This window comes from Mycobacterium sp. DL99 (genome assembly GCF_004762045.1).
Lineage (GTDB): Bacteria > Actinomycetota > Actinomycetes > Mycobacteriales > Mycobacteriaceae > Mycobacterium.
Genome location: NZ_SJOM01000007.1, coordinates 3,085,855 through 3,107,535, shown reverse-complemented (window position 1 = coordinate 3,107,535; position 21,681 = coordinate 3,085,855). Strand labels below are relative to the sequence as shown.

The 21,681-nt window shown below is 67.0% G+C and carries 21 protein-coding genes; 11 read left to right on the top strand and 10 right to left on the bottom strand.

Annotation, left to right across the window (positions count from 1 at the left end; genetic code table 11):
* The first annotated feature begins 32 nt into the window (after window positions 1-32).
* From EYZ64_RS15415 to EYZ64_RS15405, 3 genes are all read left to right on the top strand, one after another.
* Window positions 33-725: an NUDIX hydrolase gene (locus tag EYZ64_RS15415; protein WP_167857845.1), complete on the top strand. Its 693-nt coding sequence runs from the start codon at window positions 33-35 to the stop codon at window positions 723-725.
* A gap of 42 nt (window positions 726-767) precedes the next feature.
* Window positions 768-2,099: a lipase family protein gene (locus EYZ64_RS15410; RefSeq protein WP_135454457.1), complete on the top strand. Its 1,332-nt coding sequence runs from the start codon at window positions 768-770 to the stop codon at window positions 2,097-2,099.
* 102 nt (window positions 2,100-2,201) lie between these two features.
* Window positions 2,202-2,438 (top strand): hypothetical protein, encoded by a 237-nt coding sequence (locus EYZ64_RS15405; protein WP_135454455.1) that lies wholly within the window; start codon window positions 2,202-2,204, stop codon window positions 2,436-2,438.
* On the opposite strand, the gene EYZ64_RS15400 is transcribed toward EYZ64_RS15405, so the two are convergent.
* The 3 genes from EYZ64_RS15400 to bioB are packed head-to-tail and all read right to left on the bottom strand — an operon-like array spanning window position 2,419 to window position 4,381.
* A complete protein-coding gene (locus tag EYZ64_RS15400; RefSeq protein WP_286175289.1) occupies window positions 2,419-3,069 on the bottom strand; it encodes a DUF2567 domain-containing protein in 651 nt (216 codons plus the stop codon). The genes EYZ64_RS15405 and EYZ64_RS15400 overlap by 20 nt on opposite strands.
* A gap of 53 nt (window positions 3,070-3,122) precedes the next feature.
* Window positions 3,123-3,362 carry a biotin synthase auxiliary protein BsaP gene (gene bsaP / locus EYZ64_RS15395; RefSeq protein ID WP_167857844.1) on the bottom strand — a complete coding sequence of 80 codons (240 nt, stop codon included), beginning with the start codon at window positions 3,360-3,362 and terminating at the stop codon, window positions 3,123-3,125.
* 11 nt (window positions 3,363-3,373) lie between these two features.
* Window positions 3,374-4,381 (bottom strand): biotin synthase BioB, encoded by a 1,008-nt coding sequence (gene bioB / locus EYZ64_RS15390; protein WP_135454451.1) that lies wholly within the window; start codon window positions 4,379-4,381, stop codon window positions 3,374-3,376.
* A gap of 96 nt (window positions 4,382-4,477) precedes the next feature.
* Between bioB and EYZ64_RS15385 the strand changes: the two genes are divergently transcribed.
* On the top strand, window positions 4,478-5,095 hold the full coding sequence (locus EYZ64_RS15385) for a TetR family transcriptional regulator (RefSeq protein ID WP_135454449.1): 618 nt from the start codon (window positions 4,478-4,480) through the stop codon (window positions 5,093-5,095).
* Window positions 5,096-5,106: 11 nt separating this feature from the next.
* On the opposite strand, the gene EYZ64_RS15380 is transcribed toward EYZ64_RS15385, so the two are convergent.
* The 4 genes from EYZ64_RS15380 to EYZ64_RS15365 are packed head-to-tail and all read right to left on the bottom strand — an operon-like array spanning window position 5,107 to window position 8,844.
* Window positions 5,107-5,616, bottom strand: coding sequence for a 2'-5' RNA ligase family protein (locus EYZ64_RS15380; RefSeq protein WP_135454447.1), 510 nt, complete (start codon window positions 5,614-5,616; stop codon window positions 5,107-5,109).
* A gap of 1 nt (window position 5,617) precedes the next feature.
* Window positions 5,618-6,295 (bottom strand): dethiobiotin synthase, encoded by a 678-nt coding sequence (gene bioD, locus EYZ64_RS15375; RefSeq protein ID WP_135454445.1) that lies wholly within the window; start codon window positions 6,293-6,295, stop codon window positions 5,618-5,620.
* Window positions 6,292-7,440 (bottom strand): 8-amino-7-oxononanoate synthase, encoded by a 1,149-nt coding sequence (locus EYZ64_RS15370; RefSeq protein ID WP_135454443.1) that lies wholly within the window; start codon window positions 7,438-7,440, stop codon window positions 6,292-6,294. Before EYZ64_RS15370 ends, bioD begins: the two co-directional genes overlap by 4 nt.
* 60 nt (window positions 7,441-7,500) lie before the next feature.
* Window positions 7,501-8,844: an adenosylmethionine--8-amino-7-oxononanoate transaminase gene (locus EYZ64_RS15365; protein WP_167857843.1), complete on the bottom strand. Its 1,344-nt coding sequence runs from the start codon at window positions 8,842-8,844 to the stop codon at window positions 7,501-7,503.
* A gap of 46 nt (window positions 8,845-8,890) precedes the next feature.
* On the opposite strand from EYZ64_RS15365, the gene sucT reads away from it, so the two are divergent.
* The 4 genes from sucT to treZ are packed head-to-tail and all read left to right on the top strand — an operon-like array spanning window position 8,891 to window position 17,230.
* A complete protein-coding gene (gene sucT, locus EYZ64_RS15360; RefSeq protein ID WP_135454440.1) occupies window positions 8,891-11,062 on the top strand; it encodes an acetyltransferase SucT in 2,172 nt (723 codons plus the stop codon).
* 4 nt (window positions 11,063-11,066) lie between these two features.
* Window positions 11,067-13,235: a glycogen debranching protein GlgX gene (glgX, locus tag EYZ64_RS15355; protein ID WP_135454438.1), complete on the top strand. Its 2,169-nt coding sequence runs from the start codon at window positions 11,067-11,069 to the stop codon at window positions 13,233-13,235.
* Between the two features lies 1 nt (window position 13,236).
* Window positions 13,237-15,504, top strand: a complete 2,268-nt coding sequence (treY, locus tag EYZ64_RS15350) for a malto-oligosyltrehalose synthase (RefSeq protein ID WP_135454436.1) — start codon at window positions 13,237-13,239, stop codon at window positions 15,502-15,504.
* The gene (gene treZ, locus EYZ64_RS15345) at window positions 15,497-17,230 is read left to right on the top strand and encodes a malto-oligosyltrehalose trehalohydrolase (RefSeq protein ID WP_135454434.1); all 1,734 of its coding nucleotides are present in this window, start codon (window positions 15,497-15,499) and stop codon (window positions 17,228-17,230) included. Before treY ends, treZ begins: the two co-directional genes overlap by 8 nt.
* Here treZ and EYZ64_RS15340 read toward each other — a convergent pair.
* Window positions 17,224-17,715 (bottom strand): winged helix-turn-helix transcriptional regulator, encoded by a 492-nt coding sequence (locus EYZ64_RS15340; protein WP_450069191.1) that lies wholly within the window; start codon window positions 17,713-17,715, stop codon window positions 17,224-17,226. The genes treZ and EYZ64_RS15340 overlap by 7 nt on opposite strands.
* Before the next feature lie 52 nt (window positions 17,716-17,767).
* Between EYZ64_RS15340 and EYZ64_RS15335 the strand changes: the two genes are divergently transcribed.
* Window positions 17,768-18,934 carry an MFS transporter gene (locus tag EYZ64_RS15335; protein WP_135454432.1) on the top strand — a complete coding sequence of 389 codons (1,167 nt, stop codon included), beginning with the start codon at window positions 17,768-17,770 and terminating at the stop codon, window positions 18,932-18,934.
* Between the two features lie 110 nt (window positions 18,935-19,044).
* On the opposite strand, the gene ilvA is transcribed toward EYZ64_RS15335, so the two are convergent.
* Entirely contained in the window at window positions 19,045-20,325 is a 1,281-nt protein-coding gene (gene ilvA / locus EYZ64_RS15330) for a threonine ammonia-lyase IlvA (protein WP_502703014.1), read from the bottom strand.
* 150 nt (window positions 20,326-20,475) lie between these two features.
* On the opposite strand from ilvA, the gene EYZ64_RS15325 reads away from it, so the two are divergent.
* Together EYZ64_RS15325 and EYZ64_RS15320 are read left to right on the top strand one after the other, a co-directional pair.
* A complete protein-coding gene (locus EYZ64_RS15325) occupies window positions 20,476-20,913 on the top strand; it encodes a lipoprotein LpqH (RefSeq protein ID WP_286174941.1) in 438 nt (145 codons plus the stop codon).
* Between the two features lie 73 nt (window positions 20,914-20,986).
* Complete coding sequence (locus EYZ64_RS15320) at window positions 20,987-21,217, top strand: hypothetical protein (protein ID WP_135454428.1); 231 nt, start codon at window positions 20,987-20,989, stop codon at window positions 21,215-21,217.
* Here EYZ64_RS15320 and EYZ64_RS15315 read toward each other — a convergent pair.
* Complete coding sequence (locus EYZ64_RS15315) at window positions 21,211-21,615, bottom strand: SRPBCC family protein (RefSeq protein ID WP_135454426.1); 405 nt, start codon at window positions 21,613-21,615, stop codon at window positions 21,211-21,213. The two genes, EYZ64_RS15320 and EYZ64_RS15315, sit on opposite strands and share 7 nt — an antisense overlap.
* Between the last annotated feature and the right edge of the window lie 66 nt (window positions 21,616-21,681).

The following is a 21,681-nucleotide window of genomic DNA, read 5'->3' as shown; positions in this document are numbered from 1 at the left end:
CTGAGTCAGGTTTTCGACTTATAATCGAAAACATGCCACATATTAGCACCGCGCACGAAGTGCTTGCCGCCGTGTTCCAGGTTCGCGGCCTCGACACCAGGCAGCCCACCCTCAACGTGCTGCTGTGGCAACGCGCGCTGGATCCGGAGCGGGGCAAATGGTCTCTGCCGGGCGGGCGACTGGAGGACGACGAGGATCTGACCAGCTCAGTACGGCGACAGCTGGCCGAGAAGGTGGACCTGCGCGAGATCGCCCACCTCGAACAATTGGCGGTCTTCTCCGATCCCGCCCGAGTGCCCGGGATACGGACGATCGCGTCCACATTCCTGGGCCTGGTGCCCTCCTCGTCCACCCCGACCCTGCCGCCGGACACCCGCTGGCATCCGGTCAGCGATCTGCCCCCGATGGCGTTCGACCACGCGCCGATGGTCGAACACGCACGCACCCGACTCGTGGCCAAGATGTCGTACACCAACATCGGATTTGCCTTGGCGCCAAAAGAATTCGCCCTCTCCACGTTGCGTGACATCTACAGCGCGGCGCTCGACCATCAGGTCGATGCCACCAACCTGCAACGGGTTCTGGAACGTCGCAAAGTGATCACCCCGACCGGCACCACCGCGCGATCCGGCCGCAGCGGCGGGCGCCCGGCAGCGCTGTACCGGTTCACCGAATCCAGGTATCGCGTCACCGACGCATTCGCCGCACTGCGCCCGCCCGGGTGAGTCGACTGGATTCTTAGACCCTTCTTAAGCAAGAATGCCCGGATGGACTTGGGCAGTGCGGCCAGCGTCTCCGGAGCCGAATGGATCGGTCGGGCACCTCACGAGGTGCTCGACCGGGCGGCGCGACCCCAGCTCCCCCACGACGATGCGTTCTACGTCCCGCCTGCGGGTTTCCAGCACGCCGAGCCTGGCACCGTCCTACGCAGCCGCGATGTCGAACTGGCGTTTCTTGGCCTGATTCCGCAGCGCCTGCAGGCCACGCAGCTGCTGTACCGCTCCACTGACCGCAACGGCGTACCCGAAGCCGCCGCCACCACCGTCATCGTCCCGGTCGACGCGGCACCGGACTGCCCGGTCGTGTCGTACCAGTGCGCGATCGACGCCATCTCGGCCCGGTGCTTCCCGTCCTACGCCCTGCGCCACCACGCCAAAGCCACCGGCTCCCTGGCCCAACTGGAATTCCTGCTGATCTCGGCCGCCCTGGCCGAGGGCTGGGCGGTCTCGGTTCCCGACCATGAGGGTGTCAACGGCATGTGGGGCGCGCCCTACGAGCCGGGCTACCGGGTGCTCGACGGCCTGCGTGCGGCAATCAACACCGAACACCTGTCGCTGTCACCGTCGGCGCGCATCGGTCTGTGGGGATACTCGGGCGGCGGCCTGGCCAGCGCCTGGGCCGCCGAGATGGCCGGCAGCTACGCACCTGAGCTCAACATCGTCGGCGCCGTCCTCGGATCGCCCGTCGGCAATCTCGGAAACACCTTCCGCCGGCTCAACGGCACCGTGTTCTCGGGCCTGCCGGCCCTTGTGGTGGCCGCCCTCTCCGACATCTATCCCAGTCTCAACCGAGTCATCGCCGAGCACGCCACGACCGAGGGACGCAAAATCCTGGACCGGTTGCACCGCATGACCACCGTGGAAGCCATGGTGCAGATGTTCCGGACCGACATGGCCGACCTGGTCGACATGCCACTGGAGGAAATCCTCGACGGACCCGAAGTCAGTGAGGTGTTCGAGGACACCAAACTCGGTGTGGCCGTGCCGGTTCCGCCCGTCCTGATCGTGCAGGCCGTGCACGACGAGATCATCTCGGTCGGCGACATCGACGAACTCGCCGACACCTATCTGGCCGGCGGCGCCGACGTGACCTACCACCGCGACATGTTCAGCGAACACCTGCTGTTGCACCCATTCTCGGCGCCGATGGCGCTGCGCTGGCTGAGCGACCGGTTCGCCGATCGCCCGCTGACCGCAAACCTGGTGCGGTCCAAGTGGCCGACGCTGCTAAATCCGATCACTTACATGGGCATGGCACGGCTGGCCCGAATCGCCACCAAAGTCGCCTTGGGGCGCACGGTCCGACGACGCCCACTCTGACCTGCCTGGCGCCGGCAGAAATCGGGGTAGATGCGGTATGTCCGTCAGCCCCGACGGTGGCCCTATGCGGCGGCGTCCATCGTCTTCGTCATGGCTATATGTATGCGGCAACCCCAAGGGCGGCCCGCGCACTGCACCGGGGTGAAACACGCGAATTTTCTATCGACGAAGCCCTACACCGGACCCGGGGCATGGGTGTTCTTCGTCGGATACGGGACGTCGTTGGCCACCCTGATTCTGGTCGCCATGCTCACCAACCGCAGGTACTACCGCCGCTACCTATATCTGGCCGACTCTCCGCAGCAGTCCGGGAATCGAATCAAGACCCCGGCGGACTGACCACCGGCGGGATCACCGGATAGGTCGGCGTCTGAACCGGGGGCCAGGCGCCCAGGTCATCGCGCACCGTCGAGACCGCGATCAGCGCGTAGACCATCGCTGCCATGGCAGCCGGGAACAGAATCGTCCCCGCGATCTGCAGCGGCGTATGCCCGAAAAACACCGACGCGGCTTCCACCACGTAGTGGACACGGTGTTCCGGGGTGACCGGTGCGCCCGCGATATCGAGCGAACCGAACCTCCAGTGTGCAAGTGCCGCACCGACTCCCGCCGCCACCGCCGTCGCCACCGCACAACCGGTGACCAATGCAGCCACCATCACCGGCCCGCGATGCGCGGTCCACTGCCACACTGCCACCGCGGCCACGACCGCCATGACGACGAGCAAACCGACGAACATGAACGCCGACGTGAAGAAATGGTCAGACTCACCGCCCAGATAGGCGTGCACCCGGTCGCCGCTACGGGTCAGAGCCACCACGCCGTGCACGCCGGGGGCCACGAAGGCCCACAGGGCACCGAGGACGGCACCAACCACGGCCAGTGCACCAATGACGCTCAGCACCGCCCGCTCCCGCGAAACTCGCGGTGCGCCGGGGATATTGGCGGGCGCCAGGCCGACAGACAGCATCTGCTCTTCGCCCGAGAGGCTCATCGGTGCCTTCTGCTCTTCGCCCGAGAGGCTCATCGCCGCGTATCCAGGTCCGTCGAGTCCACCTGCCCATGCCTCGAGCACTTGGCCCACCACCCGGTCGGCCGCACTTGCACGATCATCCGGCGGCCGCACTCGGCGCAGAACCGGGGTGGTTCCAGGCCGAGTTGAGCCGCGGTGGGAAGCACAGTTCCCTCCGCCGCGTCAGCCTGGACCCCGGTGTAGACGTTGTATAGGCCGGCGCCGACGGGCGCGGGCAAATCGTGAACCATCACCACCAGTTCTACAGGCTGGCGTTCAGTGCCTTGATCGGCATCTGCAAATCATCGAGCAATTCCAGGTCCGACTCGGCCGGGCGACCCAGCGTGGTCAGGTAGTTGCCGACGATGACGGCGTTGATGCCGCCCAGGATGCCCTGCTTGGCGCCGAGGTCGCCGAGAGTGATCTCGCGGCCACCGGCGAAGCGCAGCATGGTGCGCGGCAGCGCCAACCGGAACGCGGCCACGGCCTTCAGCGCCTCAGAGGCCGGCAGCACCTCGAGATCACCGAACGGTGTGCCCGGGCGCGGATTGAGGAAGTTCAGCGGCACCTCGTGCGGGTTCAGCTCGGCCAGGTTGGCGGCGAACTCCGCACGCTGCTCCAGCGTCTCCCCCATGCCCAGGATGCCGCCGCAGCAGACCTCCATACCGGCCTCACGCACCATCTCCAGCGTGCCCCAGCGCTCTTCCCACGAGTGGGTGGTGACCACATTCGGGAAGAACGACTGCGCGGTCTCCAGGTTGTGGTTGTAGCGGTGCACGCCCATGTCCTTGAGGCGGTCCACCTGCTCCTGGGTCAGCATGCCCAGCGAGCAGGCGATCTGAATGTCGACCTCGTTGCGGATCGCCTCGATACCTGCGGCCACCTGGGCCAGCAGCCGCTCGTCGGGGCCACGCACCGCGGCCACGATGCAGAACTCGGTGGCGCCGGTCTTGGCAGTCTGCTTGGCGGCCTCGACCAGGCTCGGGATGTCGAGCCAGGCGCTGCGCACCGGGGAGGCAAACAGACCCGACTGCGAGCAGAAGTGGCAGTCCTCCGGGCAGCCGCCGGTCTTGAGGCTGATGATGCCCTCGACCTCGACCTCGGGGCCACACCACTTCATCCGGACCTCGTGGGCCAGGGCCAGCAGCTCCTCGAGCTTGTCGTCGGGCAGCTGCAGCACCTGCAGCGTCTGATCCCGGTCGAGGCCGACGCCACGCTCCAGAACCTGCTCGCGAGCTACGCCCAGTACATCTACGGCTGCCTGCGTCACCGAAAAGTCCTCCTGTGGATCGTCTGCCGGCCGGGCCGACGGTTGAACACGTCGGCCGAGCCGATACTTGAACACCGTTCAGGCTAGGGTAACGGTGTGCAACTCCACAAACCCGACGTGGTGGATGCGGCGACGGCCATCCTGGACAACTACGGCATCGCCGACCTGACGATGCGGCGTCTGGCCCGTGAGCTCAGCGTCAGCCCGGGCGCCCTGTACTGGCACTTCGCCAACAAACAGGAACTGCTCGGCGCCGTTGCCGACCGCATTCTGCAACCCGTCCGCACCGAGGGCGCCGCAACAGCGTGGCCGAGCCGAATCCACCAGACCTGCGTGGCGTTGCGTGACGCACTGCTGTCGCACACCGATGGGGCCGAGCTGGTCTCATCCAGTTTTGCCGCCGGGAAGTCCCAGACTGTCGGCGCAATCGTGGGGCAGCTCGCCGATGCCGCGAAGCAGGCCGGCGTGATGTCGCCGGATGACGAGCTGGCCGCCCGCACCGTGCTCTATTACGTGCTGGGCTTCACCGCCGACGAGCAGTCCCGACTGCAGTGGGACGCCGCGGGTGCGCTGGCCGATGAGCAGTCGGTGCTCGACCGCGATACGTCACGCCAGTTCGCGTTCGGCCTGCAGTTGCTGGTCGACGGTCTGGCCGTGCGGGGCGCCAGCACCCTCGGCTCCGGACGCGACATCCCGCAACGCAGCCAGGGCTGATCGCCGGCCGATCAGCCGATCGGGTGTTCGAGGCGCTTGTCGCCGTCCCAATGCCGTAACCCCGTCACCTGGCCGACGATCTCGGCGGGACGTCCGGCGATCCGCACGGCTGTGGCCAACCTCGCCGGAGCCACCCGCCGGGCCAGCGTGACATGCGGGGTCCAGTTCCCCGGTTCAGCGTGTGGCATCGGGGCCGGGTCCATGAACGGCAGGCACAGTCGGTACGTATCAGCCTGGATGCCGAGCAGTTCATCGGTCGGCACCAGCAGCCGCGCCAGCACTCCGGCCGAACGCCCGAAGATCAGGGTCGCACCGAGCCGGCACGGCAGCGGGAATCGGTCCACGAGTTCGGTCAGCACCGCATCGGCCTCGGCGTCGATGCGCTGGGCGACAGTCAGGGTCGCATGCGGCCGGCTGGCCGGCGCCTGGCTGGGAATGTCCTTGTCGCGCAGCGTATCCCAGATTCCGCGGACCGCGGCCTCGATGTCCGGATCGAAGACCAGTTCGACGGAGTGCACCACGTCAGATCAGACCGATCAGCCAGTCCCGGTCGAACGCGTCGGCGCACAGTGCCTCGAACTCCGCGGCACTCGCGCCGCCGGCCCCCGCGGGCAGCACCGCACGTACGGGCGCCAGCTGCGCCAGGGCCTCCCGGTTGCCCGACTCTGTGACGCCGGGATGCTCCGGCCATGCTCCGATCACCAGCCCGGCACATGGAATCCCCTGCCCAGCAAGCGATTCCAACGTCAGTGCGGTGTGGTTGAGTGTGCCCAGTCCGGGCGACACCACCACCAGGACAGCGGCGGACAGATCGGCGGCCAGATCACGCACCGTGACGCCGTCGGCACCCAATTCGACGAGGAGGCCACCGGCACCCTCGACCAGGGTCAGCCCGCCGGCGATCTCGGCGGCACGCACCGCGTCCACCAACTCCGCGCGGGTCGGCAACGCACACCCGGCCCGGTCCGCGGCCGCGACCGGCGCCAGCGGCTCCGGATAACGCCATCCCCCATGCAAGTTGTCCACCCCGGACAGCCGCTGCACCTCACCGAGGTCGTTGTCGCCGTCGACGGTTCCGGTCTGCACCGGCTTGCAGACCGCGACGTCGAGGCCGGTCAGGCGTGCCGCGCACGCCAGCGCGGCGGTCGTCACTGTCTTGCCGACGCCGGTGTCGGTACCGGTGACGACCAGCGTGCTCACAACCGGGCCTTCGACAGCACCTCGGTCAACACCTGACGGGCCAGGTCCATCTCGTCGGCGGTCAGCGAGGCCCTCGCAGTCAATCGCAGCCGTGAGGTTCCCTCGGGCACCGTCGGCGGCCGGAAGCACCCCACCCGCACGCCGCGGTCCAGACAGGCCGCGGCCGCGGCCACCGCCACCTCGGGCTCACCGAGGATCACCGAGACGACCGCCGAGTCCGGCACCGCGGTGTCCCCGGAAATCCGGGCGAGTTCGGCGGCATGATCCAACACAGCTTGCGCGCGCTGCGGTTCGGCGATCAGCACCCGCAGGGCTGCCCACGCCGCACCGACGGCCGCCGGCGCCAGGCCGGTGTCGAAGATGAACGGGCGGGCCGCATCGATCAGGTGGGCGCGCACCGCTTCCGGACCGAGCACCACGCCGCCCTGGCTGCCCAGCGCCTTCGACAGCGTCGTCGTCATCACCACATCGGGCGCCCCGGCCAGCCCCTCCTCATACAGAAGGCCCTGCCCACCCGGACCGCGCACACCGAGCCCGTGTGCCTCATCGACGAGCAACAGTGCGCCGTGGCGGCGGCAGACCGCGTGCAGCTCGCGCAGGGGTGCCAGCACGCCGTCGGCGCTGAACACCGATTCGGTCAGCACTACCGCGCGGTCCTCGGTGCGCGCCGACAGTGCGGCATCCACCGCGTCGACGTCACGGTGTGGAGTGACGGTCACCCGGGCACGCGACAACCGGCAGGCGTCGACGAGCGACGCGTGCGTCAGCGCGTCGGAGACCAGCAGCGAGCCGGGACCGGACAACGCGACGACGGCGCCCAGGTTGGCGGTGTAACCCGAGGAGAAGACCAACGCCGACTCGGCGCCGACGAACGTCGCCAGGGCGGTCTCGAACCCTTCGTGCAACTCGGTGTTACCAGTGACCAAGCGTGATCCACCGGCACCTGCGCCCCAGGTCCGCAGCGCCTCGATGCCACCATCGAGGACCTCCGGGTGCTGCGACAGCCCCAGGTAGTCGTTGGAGGCCAGGTCCAGCTCGGTGGCTACCGCGGGACGCGTGCGCAACTCGCGGCGCAGGCCGGCTTGTCGACGTTGCTGCTCGACGCCGGCCAGCCAGGCCAGCGGTGAAAGATCGGTTCGCGTCACGCGGTGCTCCTCGGTGCCGACAAGTTGAACACGTCGGCGGTGCCGACAATTGAACACCGTTCAGGTTAGTGCACGAGCCACGCCGACCATGCCTGCGGTGATCAGTTCCACCTCCGCCGTCGTGCAGATGAAGGGCGGCATGGCATAGATCAACTTGCCGAACGGGCGCAGCCAGACGCCGTGGCGCAACGCCGCCAAGGTGGCCACCCGCATGTCCACCGGCTCGCGCATCTCGATCACACCGATGGCACCGAGCACCCGGACGTCAGCCACTCCCGGCAATGCGCGGGCCGGCTCGAGACCTTCCCGCAGCCCCGCCTCGATCTCGGCCACCCGGGCCGGCCAGTCACCGCTGACCAGCAGTTCCACCGCAGCGACACCGACCGCGCAGGCCAACGCGTTGGCCATGAACGTCGGCCCGTGCATGAGGGCTCCGGGCTCCCCCGCGCTGATCGTCCGCGCGACCTCCCGCGTGCACAGCGTGGCGGCCAGGGTGATGTAGCCGCCGGTCAGCGCCTTGCCGACGCACATGATGTCGGGACTGACCCCAGCGTGCTCGGCGGCGAACAACTTGCCGGTGCGGCCGAATCCGGTGGCGATCTCGTCAAAGATCAGCAACACATCGTGGCGATCGCAGATCGCACGCAGATCTGACAGGTAACGCGGGTCGTGAAAGCGCATACCCCCGGCGCCCTGCACGACGGGTTCCACGATCACGGCGGCGAGCTCGTCGGCATGGTCGGCCAACTGCCGCTCGAACGCTTCGCTGTAGGCCGGTTGATAGTCGGCGGGCACAGGCGGCGCGAACTCCTGCGCCACCAGCACGTCCGTCCAGAGGGAGTGCATGCCGCCGTCGGGATCGCACACGCTCATCGGGGTGAACGTGTCGCCGTGATAACCGCCACGCCAGGTCATCAGCCGGTGCTTGGCGCCCCTGCCCCGGCTGCGCCAGTACTGCAGCGCCATCTTCACCGCCACCTCGACGGACACCGACCCGGAATCGCTGAAGAACACCGTCTCCAGGCCCTCGGGGGTCAGTTCGACCAGCAGTTGGGCCAGCCGTGCGGCCGGTTCATGGGTCAGACCGCCGAACATGACGTGGTTCATGGTCGCGAGCTGGTCGGTGATCGCACGGTCCAGCACTGGGTGCCCGTGTCCGTGCACGGCAGTCCACCAGGACGCCATCGCATCGATCACCTCGATCGGTGCGCCGTCGGTAGGGTCGATCACAGTCAGCCACGCGCCTTTGGCACCCACCGCCACCACGGGCGGAAGTGTGTCGGAACCCATGGCACTGTAGGGGTGCCAGATGTGGTCCGCGTCGATGGCATTGATCTGCGCTGGAGTCAGCTCAGCCACAGTCGGGCAGCCTAGCTCTTTGCTCACCGAACGTGACGCACGCATCCGAAATATGAGCGGCAGGCCGATGTTAGGTAAATTGGCCTCGACCATGAAAACCCTTGATGCCCCCCGGACGGAGCCCGGCGCCGATTCCGGTTCCGTTCCGCGCGCCGCCATGGGTACCCGAGCATCGGGTTTTTACCGCCATGATCTGGATGGACTGCGCGGCGTCGCGATCGCCCTCGTGGCGATGTTCCACATCTGGTTCGGCAAGGTTTCCGGTGGTGTCGACGTTTTCCTGGCGCTGTCGGGATTCTTCTTCGGCGGCAAGATCCTGCGGATCGCACTCAACCCGGAGGCGCCGCTGTGGCCGCTTCCCGAAGTGGTCCGGTTGATTCGGCGATTGCTACCCGCACTGGTCGTGGTGCTTGCCGCAGCCGCGCTGATGACAATCCTCGTGCAGCCCGAGACCCGCTGGGAAACGTTTGCTGACCAAAGTCTGGCGAGCCTGGGCTACTACCAGAACTGGGAGCTGGCCAACACTGCCGCGAACTACCTTCGCGCTGGTGAGGCGGTCAGCCCGCTGCAGCACATCTGGTCGATGTCGGTCCAGGGGCAGTTCTATCTGGCATTCCTGTTGTTGGTCTTCGGGTTCGCTTTCCTCGGCCGTCGGCTGTTCGGCCGGCACCTGCGCACCGCGTTCATCGTTTTACTGAGCGCGCTCACCATCGCGTCCTTCGTGTACGCGATCATCGCGCACAACACGGACCAGGCCACCGCCTACTACAACAGCTTTGCGCGCGGCTGGGAGCTGCTGATCGGCGCACTGGCCGGGGCCTTGGTCCCTGCGGTGCGCTGGCCGATGTGGCTGCGCACCGTCCTGGCCACCGTCTCGCTGGCCGCGATCCTGACCTGTGGCTGGTGGATCGACGGTGTCAAGGAGTTTCCCGGGCCGTGGACGCTGGTTCCGGTCGGCGCCACCGTCATCTTCATCCTGACCGCCGCCAACCGGGTCGACGATCCGAACGCGGGCCAGCGGTTGCCCGCACCCAACCGGATGCTGGCGACAAAGCCGTTCGTGTCGCTGGGCTCGATGGCCTACTCGCTCTACCTGTGGCACTGGCCGTTGCTGATCTTCTGGCTGTCCTACTCGGGCCACGCCCACGCCAACTTCCTCGAGGGCACGGTCGTGCTGCTGGTTTCGGGTGTTCTGGCCTGGCTCACCACGCGCTACATCGAAGAGCCGCTGCGCTCACAGAAGGCCAAGGCCGCCCCCGCCGCCGCGCCTGCCGTTCCGTTACGGGTCCGTCTGCGCCGACCGACGATCGTCCTCGGCTCCATCGTCGGCCTTCTCGGTGTCGCGCTGACGGCCACCTCCTTCACCTGGCGTGAGCATGTCACCGTGCAGCGCGCCAATGGCAAGGAGCTGTCGGGGCTGTCGGCCCGCGACTATCCGGGAGCGCGCGCACTGGTCGATCACGCGCGGGTGCCCAAGCTGCCGATGCGCCCCACCGTGCTCGAGGCCAAGGACGATCTGCCCGCGTCGACCACCGACGGCTGTATCAGCGATTTCGGCAACACCGACGTCATCAACTGCACGTACGGCGACAAGGACGCGACGCGCACCGTCGCAGTAGCGGGCGGGTCGCACGCCGAGCACTGGATCACCGCGCTGGACCTACTGGGCCGCCGGCACAACTTCAAAGTGGTCACGTACCTCAAAATGGGTTGTCCTCTGACCACGGAGGAGACGCCACTGGTGATGGGCGACAATCGCGCATACCCGAAATGTCATGAGTGGAACGAAAAGGTGATGGCCCAGCTCATCACCGATCGCCCCGATTATGTGTTCACCACCTCGACCCGGCCGTGGAACATCAAAGACGGCGACGTCATGCCCGGCACATACATCGGCATCTGGGAAACCCTCTCCCAGAACAACATTCCGATCCTCGCGATGCGCGACACGCCGTGGCTCACCCGAAATGGCCAGCCGTACTTCCCGTATGACTGTCTGGCCAACGGCGGCGATTCCATCTCGTGCGGCATCGAGCGGTCCAAGGTACTCTCCGACCACAACCCCACGCTGGATTTCGTCGGAAGGTTTCCTCTGCTCAAGCCACTCGACATGAGCGATGCGGTGTGCCGTAAGGACTATTGCCGAGCGGTCGAGGGAAATGTGTTGCTGTATCACGACTCCCATCACATCTCCACGACATACATGCGCACGATGACAGGTGAACTGGGCCGCCAGATGGCAGCTGCCACCGGTTGGTGGTGAAGCCATGCCGCCGCCGTCCGCAGTGCCGCCGTCCTCCATCCCCACGCCGATGTCGACTGTCTGGCCCGGCGAGCCCTACCCGCTCGGCGCGACCTATGACGGTGCGGGCACCAACTTCTCGTTGTTCTCCGAAGTCGCCGAACGCGTCGAGCTGTGCCTGATCGCCAAGGACGGCACCGAGCACCGGATCAATCTCGAAGAGGTCGACGGCTACGTCTGGCACGCCTACCTGCCGACGGTCACGCCGGGACAGCGGTACGGGTATCGGGTGTACGGCCCCTGGGATCCGGGCAGCGGACATCGATGTGACCCCAGCAAGCTGCTGCTGGACCCCTACGGCAAGTCGTTCCACGGCGACTTCGATTTCAGCCAGGCCCTGTTCTCCTACGACCTCACAGCCGACCCGCCCGGTACCGGAACCCCGCCCCAGGTCGACTCCCTGGGACACACCATGACCAGCGTGGTCATCAACCCGTTCTTCCAATGGGGCTCGGACCGCGCACCCAAGACCCCGTATCACGACACGGTGATCTACGAGGCGCACGTCAAGGGGATGACCGAGACCCACCCGGGGATCCCCGAGGAACTCCGGGGCACGTACGCGGGGCTCAGCCACCCGGTGGTCATCGAATACCTCCAGTCGCTGAACATCACCGCGATCGAACTCATGCCGGTACACCAGTTCATGCACGACCACCGGCTACTGGACCTCGGGCTGCGAAACTACTGGGGCTACAACACTGTCGGCTTCTTCGCCCCACACTTCCAATACGCGGCCACCCGGCACGCCGGCGGTGCAGTGGCCGAGTTCAAGACCATGGTCAAGGCGTTCCACGACGCGGGTATCGAGGTCATCCTGGATGTGGTGTACAACCACACCGCCGAAGGCAATCACCTCGGTCCGACCATCAATTTCCGCGGCATCGACAACGCCGCCTACTACCGGCTGCTCGACGGACAACCCGAGTACTACAAGGATTTCACCGGAACCGGCAACAGCCTCAATGCCCGGCACCCGCACACATTGCAACTGATCATGGACTCGCTGCGCTACTGGGTGCTGGAGATGCACGTGGACGGGTTCCGATTCGACCTCGCCTCCACGCTGGCCCGCGAATTCTATGACGTGGACCGGCTTTCGGCGTTCTTCGATCTGGTCCAGCAGGACCCGGTGGTCAGCCAGGTGAAGCTGATCGCCGAGCCGTGGGACGTCGGCGAGGGCGGCTACCAGGTCGGCAATTTCCCCGGCCTGTGGACCGAGTGGAACGGCAAGTACCGCGATACCGTGCGGGACTACTGGCGCGGCGAGCCCTCGACGCTGGGCGAGTTCGCGTCCCGGCTCACCGGCTCGTCGGACCTCTACGAAGCCACCGGCCGACGGCCCGGAGCCAGCATCAACTTCGTCACCTGCCACGACGGGTTCACCCTCAACGACCTGGTGTCCTACAACGAGAAGCACAACGAGGCCAACGGCGAGGACAACCGCGACGGCGAAAGCCACAACCGGTCGTGGAACTGCGGTGTCGAGGGGCCGACCGACGACCCGGAGATCCTGGCCCTGCGCGCCAAGCAGATGCGCAACATCATGGGGACATTGATGCTGTCCCAGGGCACCCCGATGATCGCCCACGGCGACGAGATCGGTCGGACCCAGTTGGGCAACAACAATGTGTACTGCCAGGACTCCGAGCTTTCCTGGGTGGACTGGTCGTTACTCGAGACCAACGCCGACCATCTGGAGTTCACCCGCAAGGTATTGGCCTTCCGCAAGCGCCATCCGGCATTTCGGCGTCGCCGGTTCTTCGAGGGCAAGCCGATCCGAAGCGGTGACCAGGTCCGCGACATAGCGTGGCTCACCCCGGCGGGTACCGAGATGACCCCGGAAGACTGGGGCACCGGGCTGGGTACCTGTGTCGCGGTGTTCCTCAACGGCGATTCCATCCCGGCCCCCAACGCCCGAGGTGAACGCGTCGTCGACGACACGTTCCTGTTGTGCTTCAACGCAAATGACCACGAGCAGGACTTCGTCACCCCGAACGGCGATTACGCCGCCGAATGGACGGGCGACCTGGATACCGCCAGTCCGACCGGCGATTCCGATCTGGTTGTCGCCGCGGGCGAGAAGATCTCGCTACAGGCCCGCTCGCTGCTCGTGCTGCGCAAGACGGCCTGATATGCCGGGCCCGGTCCTGTCCACGTATCGGCTCCAGATGCGCGGGGACTGTTGCACATTCGATGATGCGGTGAAGCTGCTGGACTATCTCGACCGGCTGGGCGTCTCGCATCTGTATCTGTCGCCGATCCTGACCGCCGCTCACGGATCCACACACGGATACGACGTCACCGATCCCACCACGGTATCGGCCGCTCTCGGCGGCCCGGACGGACTGCGACGGCTGTCCGAGGCCGCCCGTGCCCGCGGCATGGGCCTGATCGTGGACATCGTGCCCAACCACGTCGGCGTGGCCCACCCCGAGCAGAACCATTGGTGGTGGGATCTGCTGCGGTATGGCCGCGGCTCCGCCTATGCCGACTACTTCGACATCGACTGGGATATCGACGGCGGACGAATCGTATTGCCGGTCCTGGGTTCCGACGACGATGTCGCCGACCTTGCGGTCGACGGCGAAGTGCTGCGACTGGGTGATCTCGTGTTCCCGGTGGCGCCGGGAACCGGCGTGGGCACCGGCAGCGAGGTCCACGACCGCCAGCACTACCGGCTGACCGGATGGCGCACCGGGATCTGCGGTTACCGTCGCTTCTTCTCGATCACCTCCCTGGCGGCGTTGCGCCAGGAGGACCGTGCCGTCTTCGACGCGAGCCACGTGGAGATCAAGCGCTGGTTCGACGAGGGCCTGGTGGACGGCCTGCGCATCGACCATCCGGACGGATTATCCGACCCCGCAGGCTATCTGCGGTGGTTGCGCGAACTCACCGGTCCCGAAGCCTGGATCGTGGTCGAGAAGATCCTGGCCGCCGACGAGAGCCTCGATGCGTCACTGCCCGTCGACGGCACCACCGGGTATGACGCGCTGCGCGAGGTCGGTGGACTGTTCATCGCCCCGACCGGGGAGACCGCACTCGCCGCGGTGAGCGGGCGGCCGAACCGCGACGCCGAACGCACGCTCAAGACCGCGGCGGTCACCGACACCCTGGCCAGCGAATTGGGTCGACTGTGCCGAGCGATCACGCCGGTGACCACCCGGCAGGATCCCCAGCTGCGGGCAGCGGTGGCCACCCTGATCAGCAGGATCGGCGTGTACCGCAGTGACTATCCGGCGCTCGGCGCGATCCTTCCGGTCGCGCTGCAGGAGACATCTTGGGCCGCACCGGAACTCACCGATACGCTGTCGACCATCGCGACGGCACTGTCCACCAGCGCCGAGGTGGTGTCCCGGTTCAACCAACTGTGTGGGGCGGCGACGGCCAAGGCCGTCGAAGACTGCCTGTTCTACCGCGACGCCCGACTGGTATTGCTCAACGAGGTCGGCGGTGCACCGGAGTTGTTCGGGGTGTCCACCGCCGAGTTCCACCAGCGGACGACGACGCGGATGCGCGCCTGGCCGAGGACGATGACGACGTTGTCGACCCATGACACCAAACGGGGAGAAGACGTCCGTGCCCGCATCGGGCTGCTGTCCCAGGTGCCGGCGACATGGGCGGATTCGGTCGAGCGGTGGACCGCCGCGTCCACTCCCCCGGACCGGGGCACCGCACTGTTCCTGTGGCAGAACATCTTCGGCGTCTGGCCGGTGGACGGCGTCGTCACCGACGAGTTCCGTGCCCGGTTGCACGCCTACGCCGAGAAGGCGACCCGGGAAGCTGCCACCCGAACCTCCTGGCATGACCCGTGCGTGGACTTCGAGAACGAGGTGCACGGTTGGCTGGACCGGGTACTCGAGGGGCCGGTGGCGGCCGAATTGACGGCGCTGGTGGGTCGACTCGACGCACACGCCCGAAATGACAGGCTGGGCCAGAAACTCATCCAATTGACTGCGCCCGGCATTCCCGACGTCTACCAGGGCACCGAAACGACCGAGGACAGTCTGGTCGATCCGGACAACCGGCGCCCCGTCGACTATGCGGCACTGCACGATGCGTTGGAGCGCGGGGGCGATGACAAGCTGCGGGTGACCACGGCTGCGTTGACCCTGCGCCGGGCGCGGCCCGCGACCTTCCTGGCCGGCGGCTACACGCCGCTGCCTGCCGTCGGTACCGCCGCAGCACACCTGGTGTCGTTTCTGCGCGGTCAGGATGTCGTGGTGGCCGCGTGCCGGTGGACCGTGGGACTGGCCGAAACCGGCTGGGCCGACACGGCATTGCCGTTGCCCGACGGCCGGTGGCTGGATCGGCTCAGTGGCCGGCAGTGGACCGGCCTGGTGCCGCTGACCGACCTGCTCGCCGATTCGCCGGTGGCCTTGCTGGAGAGCACGGATGACTGAATTCACCGTGTGGGCGCCGAAGCCCGACCGCGTGCGGGTCGACGTGGACGGAGCGCTGCACGAGATGACGCGCGCCGCCGACGGCTGGTGGCACGCCGAGGTCAGCTGCCCCGCCGATGCCCGGTACGGGTTCGTTCTCGACGACGATCCGGCGGTACTGCCGGATCCCCGCTCAGCACGTCAACCCGACGGCGTGCATGAACGCTCGCAGCTGTGGCGGCCCGCACCGGACGCCTGGACCGACGCCGGGTGGGCGGGCCGGTCCATCTGCGGCGGGGTGATCTACGAGCTTCACACCGGGACCTTCACTCCCGCAGGCACATTCGATGCAGCCATCGAGAAACTCGATCATCTGGTGGATCTCGGTGTCGATTTCGTGGAGTTGATGCCGGTCAATGCCTTCAACGGCCCCCACGGCTGGGGTTATGACGGGGTGCTCTGGTACGCGGTGCACGAACCCTACGGCGGACCGGACGGCCTCATCCGACTGATCGACGCCAGCCACGCGCGTGGACTCGGCGTGCTGATCGACGCGGTGTTCAACCACCTCGGCCCGTCGGGCAACTACCTGCCGCGGTTCGGTCCGTATCTGTCGGCCGGCCGCAATCCGTGGGGCAGTTCGATCAACCTGTCCGACGCCGACGCCGACGAGGTTCGCACCTACGTCATCGACTGTGCGCTGCGCTGGATGCGCGACTTCCACGCTGACGGTCTGCGTCTGGATGCGGTGCATGCGCTGGTCGACACCACCGCGATCCATATGCTCGAGGAACTGGCGGCCGAGACCGACGCCCTGGCCGAAGAACTCGGCCGTCCTCTCTCGTTGATCGCCGAGAGCGACCTGAACGACCCCCGGCTGATCACCCCGCGCGACCGCGGTGGCTACGGCCTGACCGCACAGTGGGACGACGACGTCCACCATGCGATCCACACCGCGGTATCGGGTGAACGGCAGGGCTACTACGCCGATTTCGGATCGCTGGCCACCTTGGCACAGACGCTCAAGCATGGATACTTCCACGCCGGCACCTATTCATCCTTCCGCCATCGTAGGCACGGTCGCGCGTTGGACACCGCCACCATTCCGGGTACTCGGCTGCTGGCTTACACCCTTACCCACGACCAGGTAGGCAACCGTGCCGTCGGCGACCGGCCATCGCAGCTCCTGACATTCGGCCAGCTGGCCGTCAAGGCCGCGCTTGCGCTCGGATCACCCTATACGGCAATGCTTTTCATGGGCGAGGAGTGGGGATCCTCCTCACCGTTCCAGTTCTTCAGTTCGCATCCCGAGCCGGAACTGGCCCGCGCCACCGCCGAGGGCCGCAAGGCCGAGTTCGCCGAGCACGGCTGGGATGCCGACGAGATCCCGGATCCGCAGGACCCGGAGACATTCCTGCGGTCCAAACTGAACTGGAACGAGGTCTCCGACGGAGATCACGATCGGCTGCACAGGACCTATCGGGAGCTGATCGCGTTGCGGCGCACCGAGCCCGACCTCGCCGATCCGTGGCTGGATCACATGTCGATCGACTTCGACGAGCAGCAGCGTTGGATCGTGCTGCACCGTGGCACCCTGTCGATCGCCTGCAACCTCGGCTCCGACCCGGTTTCCGTGCCGGTGACAGGAGAACTGGTCGCCGCCTGGGAAGGACCCGACATCGGCTCCTTCGCTACGACATTGGCCGCTCACTCGTTCGCAATCCTGCGCACCGAGCGCGTTCAGTAGTCCTTTCGCACGGACGCGCTGTCCGGATCCACCGGGGCGCCACGCGAGTTCGTGGGACGCAATTCCGCGAGTGCGAGACCCCGCTCGTCGACGAGTACCGAGCGAGCCTCGTCAGCCTCGAACGCGTGCCGCTCACCCCACTGGCGCAGCGCCACCACGACGGTGAAGAGGTCACGACCGGCCTGGGTGAGCGTGTACACCTGCCGGCGGCCCGATGCGGCCACCTCCCGATCGAGGATGCCGCGCTCGACGAGCCGGCGCAGCCGGTCGGTGAGGATATTGCGCGCGATCCCGGTGCGCTGCTGAAAGTCGGTGAACGCCCGGGCTCCATCCATGGCGTCGCGGACGATCAGCAGACTCCAGCGATCCCCAACCAGGTCGAGAGTGCGCGCGACAGGGCAGGTGGGATCAGTCCAGGTCACGTCGTCGCTGTGCGGCACCGAGTCGGCCATCACTCCCCCTGAAGAGTTGCTGATTGAAACCATTCTGCCGTAACCTTCGATTAGTTGCAATATGCAACCAATCTGAGGAGTATGCATGGAACTGACTCTCGGCCTGCGAATGTTCTTCGCCACCGTGTGTGCGGTGGCCGTCGCGACGATCTACGCGGCGCAGCCCGTCCTCGCCGGGATCGGCCGCGACCTTGGCGTGCCGGAGGCCGATCTGGGCCGGATCGTCACGTCCGGGCAACTCGGTTATCTGGTCGGGCTGGTGGTTCTCGTCCCATTCGGCGACATCGTCGACCGTCGTCGGCTCATCAGCGGACACCTTCTGCTGGCCGCGATCGGGGTGGCAGTGGCAGCTGCGGCCCCCCAAACCTGGCTGCTGCTGGCCGGTTTGGCGCTCGCCGGACTGTTCGCGGTCGTAGTCCAGACCACCGTCGCCTACGCTGCGGCCCTGTCCGCGGCCGAGGACCGCGGCCGCACCCTCGGCATGGTGACCTCCGGAGTCGTCGTCGGCATCCTCGGTTCACGCGTCGCGGCCGGTGCCCTCGCCGCCGTGTGGGGGTGGCGCAGTGTCTATGTCGGGCTGGCGGTCCTGCTGGTTGTGCTGGCAGGCCTGGTCCCGAAACTCCTGCCGCCCGACCCACGGCGCGAACAGGTCGTTTACCGCGACGTACTGACGTCGTTGGCCCGACTGTTCCGCGAACGCCTTTTCGTCTCGCGCGGGCTGATCGCGTTCTTTCTGTTCGCGTCCTTCGGGACGCTGTGGAGCGGCCTGGCGCTGCCGCTCACCGCGGCTCCGTGGCATCTGAGCACGGCACAGATCGGCCTCTTCGGAATCGCCGGCCTTGCCGGCGCGCTCGGCGCGGCCCGGGCAGGGCGCTGGGCCGACTCCGGACTCGCGAGCGCCGTCACCGGCGGGGCACTCGCACTCCTGGTCGTGTCGTGGCTGGCGATCGGGCACGCATCATGGTCGCTGGTACTGGTCGTGCTGGGGGTGATCACGCTCGATTTCGCCGTGCAAGCGGTGCACGTGAGCAATCAGCACCTGCTCACGACGGCCCACCCGCATCGCACCAGCAGCGTGATCGGGGGGTACATGTTCTTCTATTCACTCGGCTCGGCCCTCGGGGCGACCGCCACGACCGCGGTGTACTCGGTTGCGGGGTGGACCGGCTCCAGCATCCTCGGCGCTGCGTTCGCGGCCGGTGCACTCGTTGTCTGGTCGGTCAGCCGAGCGGCGCACCGAACGCCACGATGACCGCGACCACCATCGACCACAGCGCGTGCGGGGCAAGCGCCATCGTTCCGGACGAGAAGGTCAACACCATCAGTGCCGGATTCGAGGCCACCGGGATCGAAGCCTGAGCCTCAGGTCAGATACCGGTATGTCGGTGACCCCGGCTCCAACAGCTCGACGTGGATGTCGGAATCCTGCATCCGGACCAGCAGACCTTCCAGATCCGTCGCCGCGCTCAACTCGACGCCGCACAAGGCCTCGCCGGTCTCCCGGTTGTTGCGCTTGACGTACTCGAACAGGGTGATGTCATCACCCGGCCCGAGAACCTCATCGAGGAAGCGGCGCAACGCCCCCGGTTCCTGCGGGAAGTCGACCAGGAAGTAGTGCTTGAGACCCAGGTGCACCAGTGACCGTTCGACCACCTCGTTGTAGCGGGAGACGTCGTTGTTGCCACCGGAGATCAGGCAGACCACGGTAGAGCCCGGCTCGATGTCGGCCTCCAGCAATGCGGTCACCGACAGCGCTCCGGCGGGCTCGGCGATGATTCCGTCGTTCTGGTACAGGTCGAGCATCGCGGTACAGACGGCGCCCTCGTCGACCGTGGTGAGGGCGACCATGTCACCGGCGGCGGCCAATGCGGCATAGGGCATCGCTCCGGCCCGTGCCACCGCCGCACCATCGACGAACTGATCAACGTGCTCGAGGGTCACCGGTTCGCCGGCAGCCAGCGCGGCGATCATCGATGCCGCGCCCGCGGGCTCGACACCGAGTACCGACGTGTTCGAGGCACGCTCGGCGAGATATGTGGTGATACCGGCGATGCAGCCGCCGCCACCGACCGGGACGATCACCAGGTCGGGCTCCTGGTCGAGCTGCTCGAGCAGCTCGGCGGCGATGGTGCCCTGGCCGGCCATCGTGCGCACATCGTCATAGGGAGGCACAAGGGTGGCCCCGGTACGCGCGACATCCTCCAGCGCCGCGGCAGCCGCCAGGTCGTACGTCGACCCTCCCGCGATGAGCTCGATGAACTCGCGGCCGTGGTATCGGATCCGGTCCCGCTTCTGCTTGGGGGTCTTGGCCGGTACATAGACGCGACCATGGGTGCGCATCGACCGGCACGCCATCGCGAAGCCCTGGGCGTGGTTACCGGCCGACGAACACACGACGCCGGCGGCCAGCTCCTCGGGCGAGAGCTGGGCCATCAGGTTGAAGGCCCCGCGCACCTTGTAGGAACGCACCGCCTGCAGGTCCTCGCGTTTGAGGTAGACGTTGGCCCCGGTAGCTTCCGAAAGGCGCTCGTTGAACTGCAGCGGACTGCGGGTGACCACCCCGGAAATTCGCTTGGCGGCCTCGTCGATGTCGGCCGCGTTCAGCGGCGCGGCCAGCGGGGACACTCGGGAGCCTTTGCTCAAATCGGCAGTCACCGTTCAATGGTGCCACTGGCCAGCGGTTTCACTGCAGCTGGGTAGGCGCACACGCCGATATCCGGGTGCGCACGCCGCCAAACCACCGAGATTCACGACATATGGTTGAACAGACCCCGAACTGGGAAAACAACCTTCATGCGGCACACTCGGCAGCGAATGCCGTGGGCGGCAGCGCCCACCGCGATAGTGGTCGCGCTGGCCGCGTCTGCCTGTGCGGCGCCCGCCGGCAGCCCTGCCGATGCCAATACCGCGCGGGTCTTCATCGACAACCGCGAGATGCCGACGTCCTACAAGGTGCAGTGCACGCAGGTGTCCTGGTTGTGGACCATCGAAACGCAGCCGCAAACACCCGGGTTCACCGCGATCATCCAGACCGGAGCCACTGTCGAGCCCAAGGTCATGCGACTCCGGGACCTGACCGGCTTCACCGGGAGTGCACTGGCCGAGGCGTCGGACACCCACGCCAGCATCGAGGGCTCCGCATTCCACCTCAGCGGCACAGCACACGGCTCCTTCGCCGACCGCCCGACCAAACCCGCCGAGGTTCAGTACCGGATGGAAGCACACTGCTGAGCAGTCGTAAAACGACACGCCTGATCCAAGGTTTCGGCTAGCCGAAATCATTGTTGCGAGCTATCGTCAACATATGACCACCGCCGGGAACTTTCGTAGCGTCACCTCCCGGGCCGATCACCAGGTCGACATCGCCGGGGTGCCCTGGCCGACCTACAAGCTGATCGCCCTGGCGATCGGCGCCCTGGTGCTGGTGGTCGTCGGCGTGGCCACGATGAGTGCGGCACCCGCCGTACTCTCCGCGGCCGCGGTCACCATCGTGGTGTGGCTGGGGTTGGGGCGCATCTCCCCGTCCGATCAGTGACCCTCCAGCAGTCTCCGCAGGGTCTCTAGATCCGCCGCCACCGCGGCAACATCCGCCTCGAACTGTTCATCAGTCATCCCCGGTCGCTGCCGAATCGTGAACACGACTTCGCACGACGTGCCGTCGACCCCGGCCGGGACGACCCGCATCGGGTTGTAGACGGCCTCACCCGAGGGCAGACGCACCACATGATCGAGCACGCCCAGCGCGTTCGTCGCCGTGAATTCGACGGTGACCTCGCCCATCGGGGAATCCGCCACCCATCCTCGCGGACCGAGGCGCAACCCACCCTCGGCCAGTCCCGCCGCCCACGTGGCCAGCTGCCGCGGATCCGCGGCGTACGAGTACGCCGCGTCGGGAGCGACGTCGATCCAGACGCTCACATGCCTGCTACGCATGGTTCCACCGTAGGCTGCCGCGAGCCCGCCGCGCACCCACGCACCCGGTGCAACCGATGCGCCAAC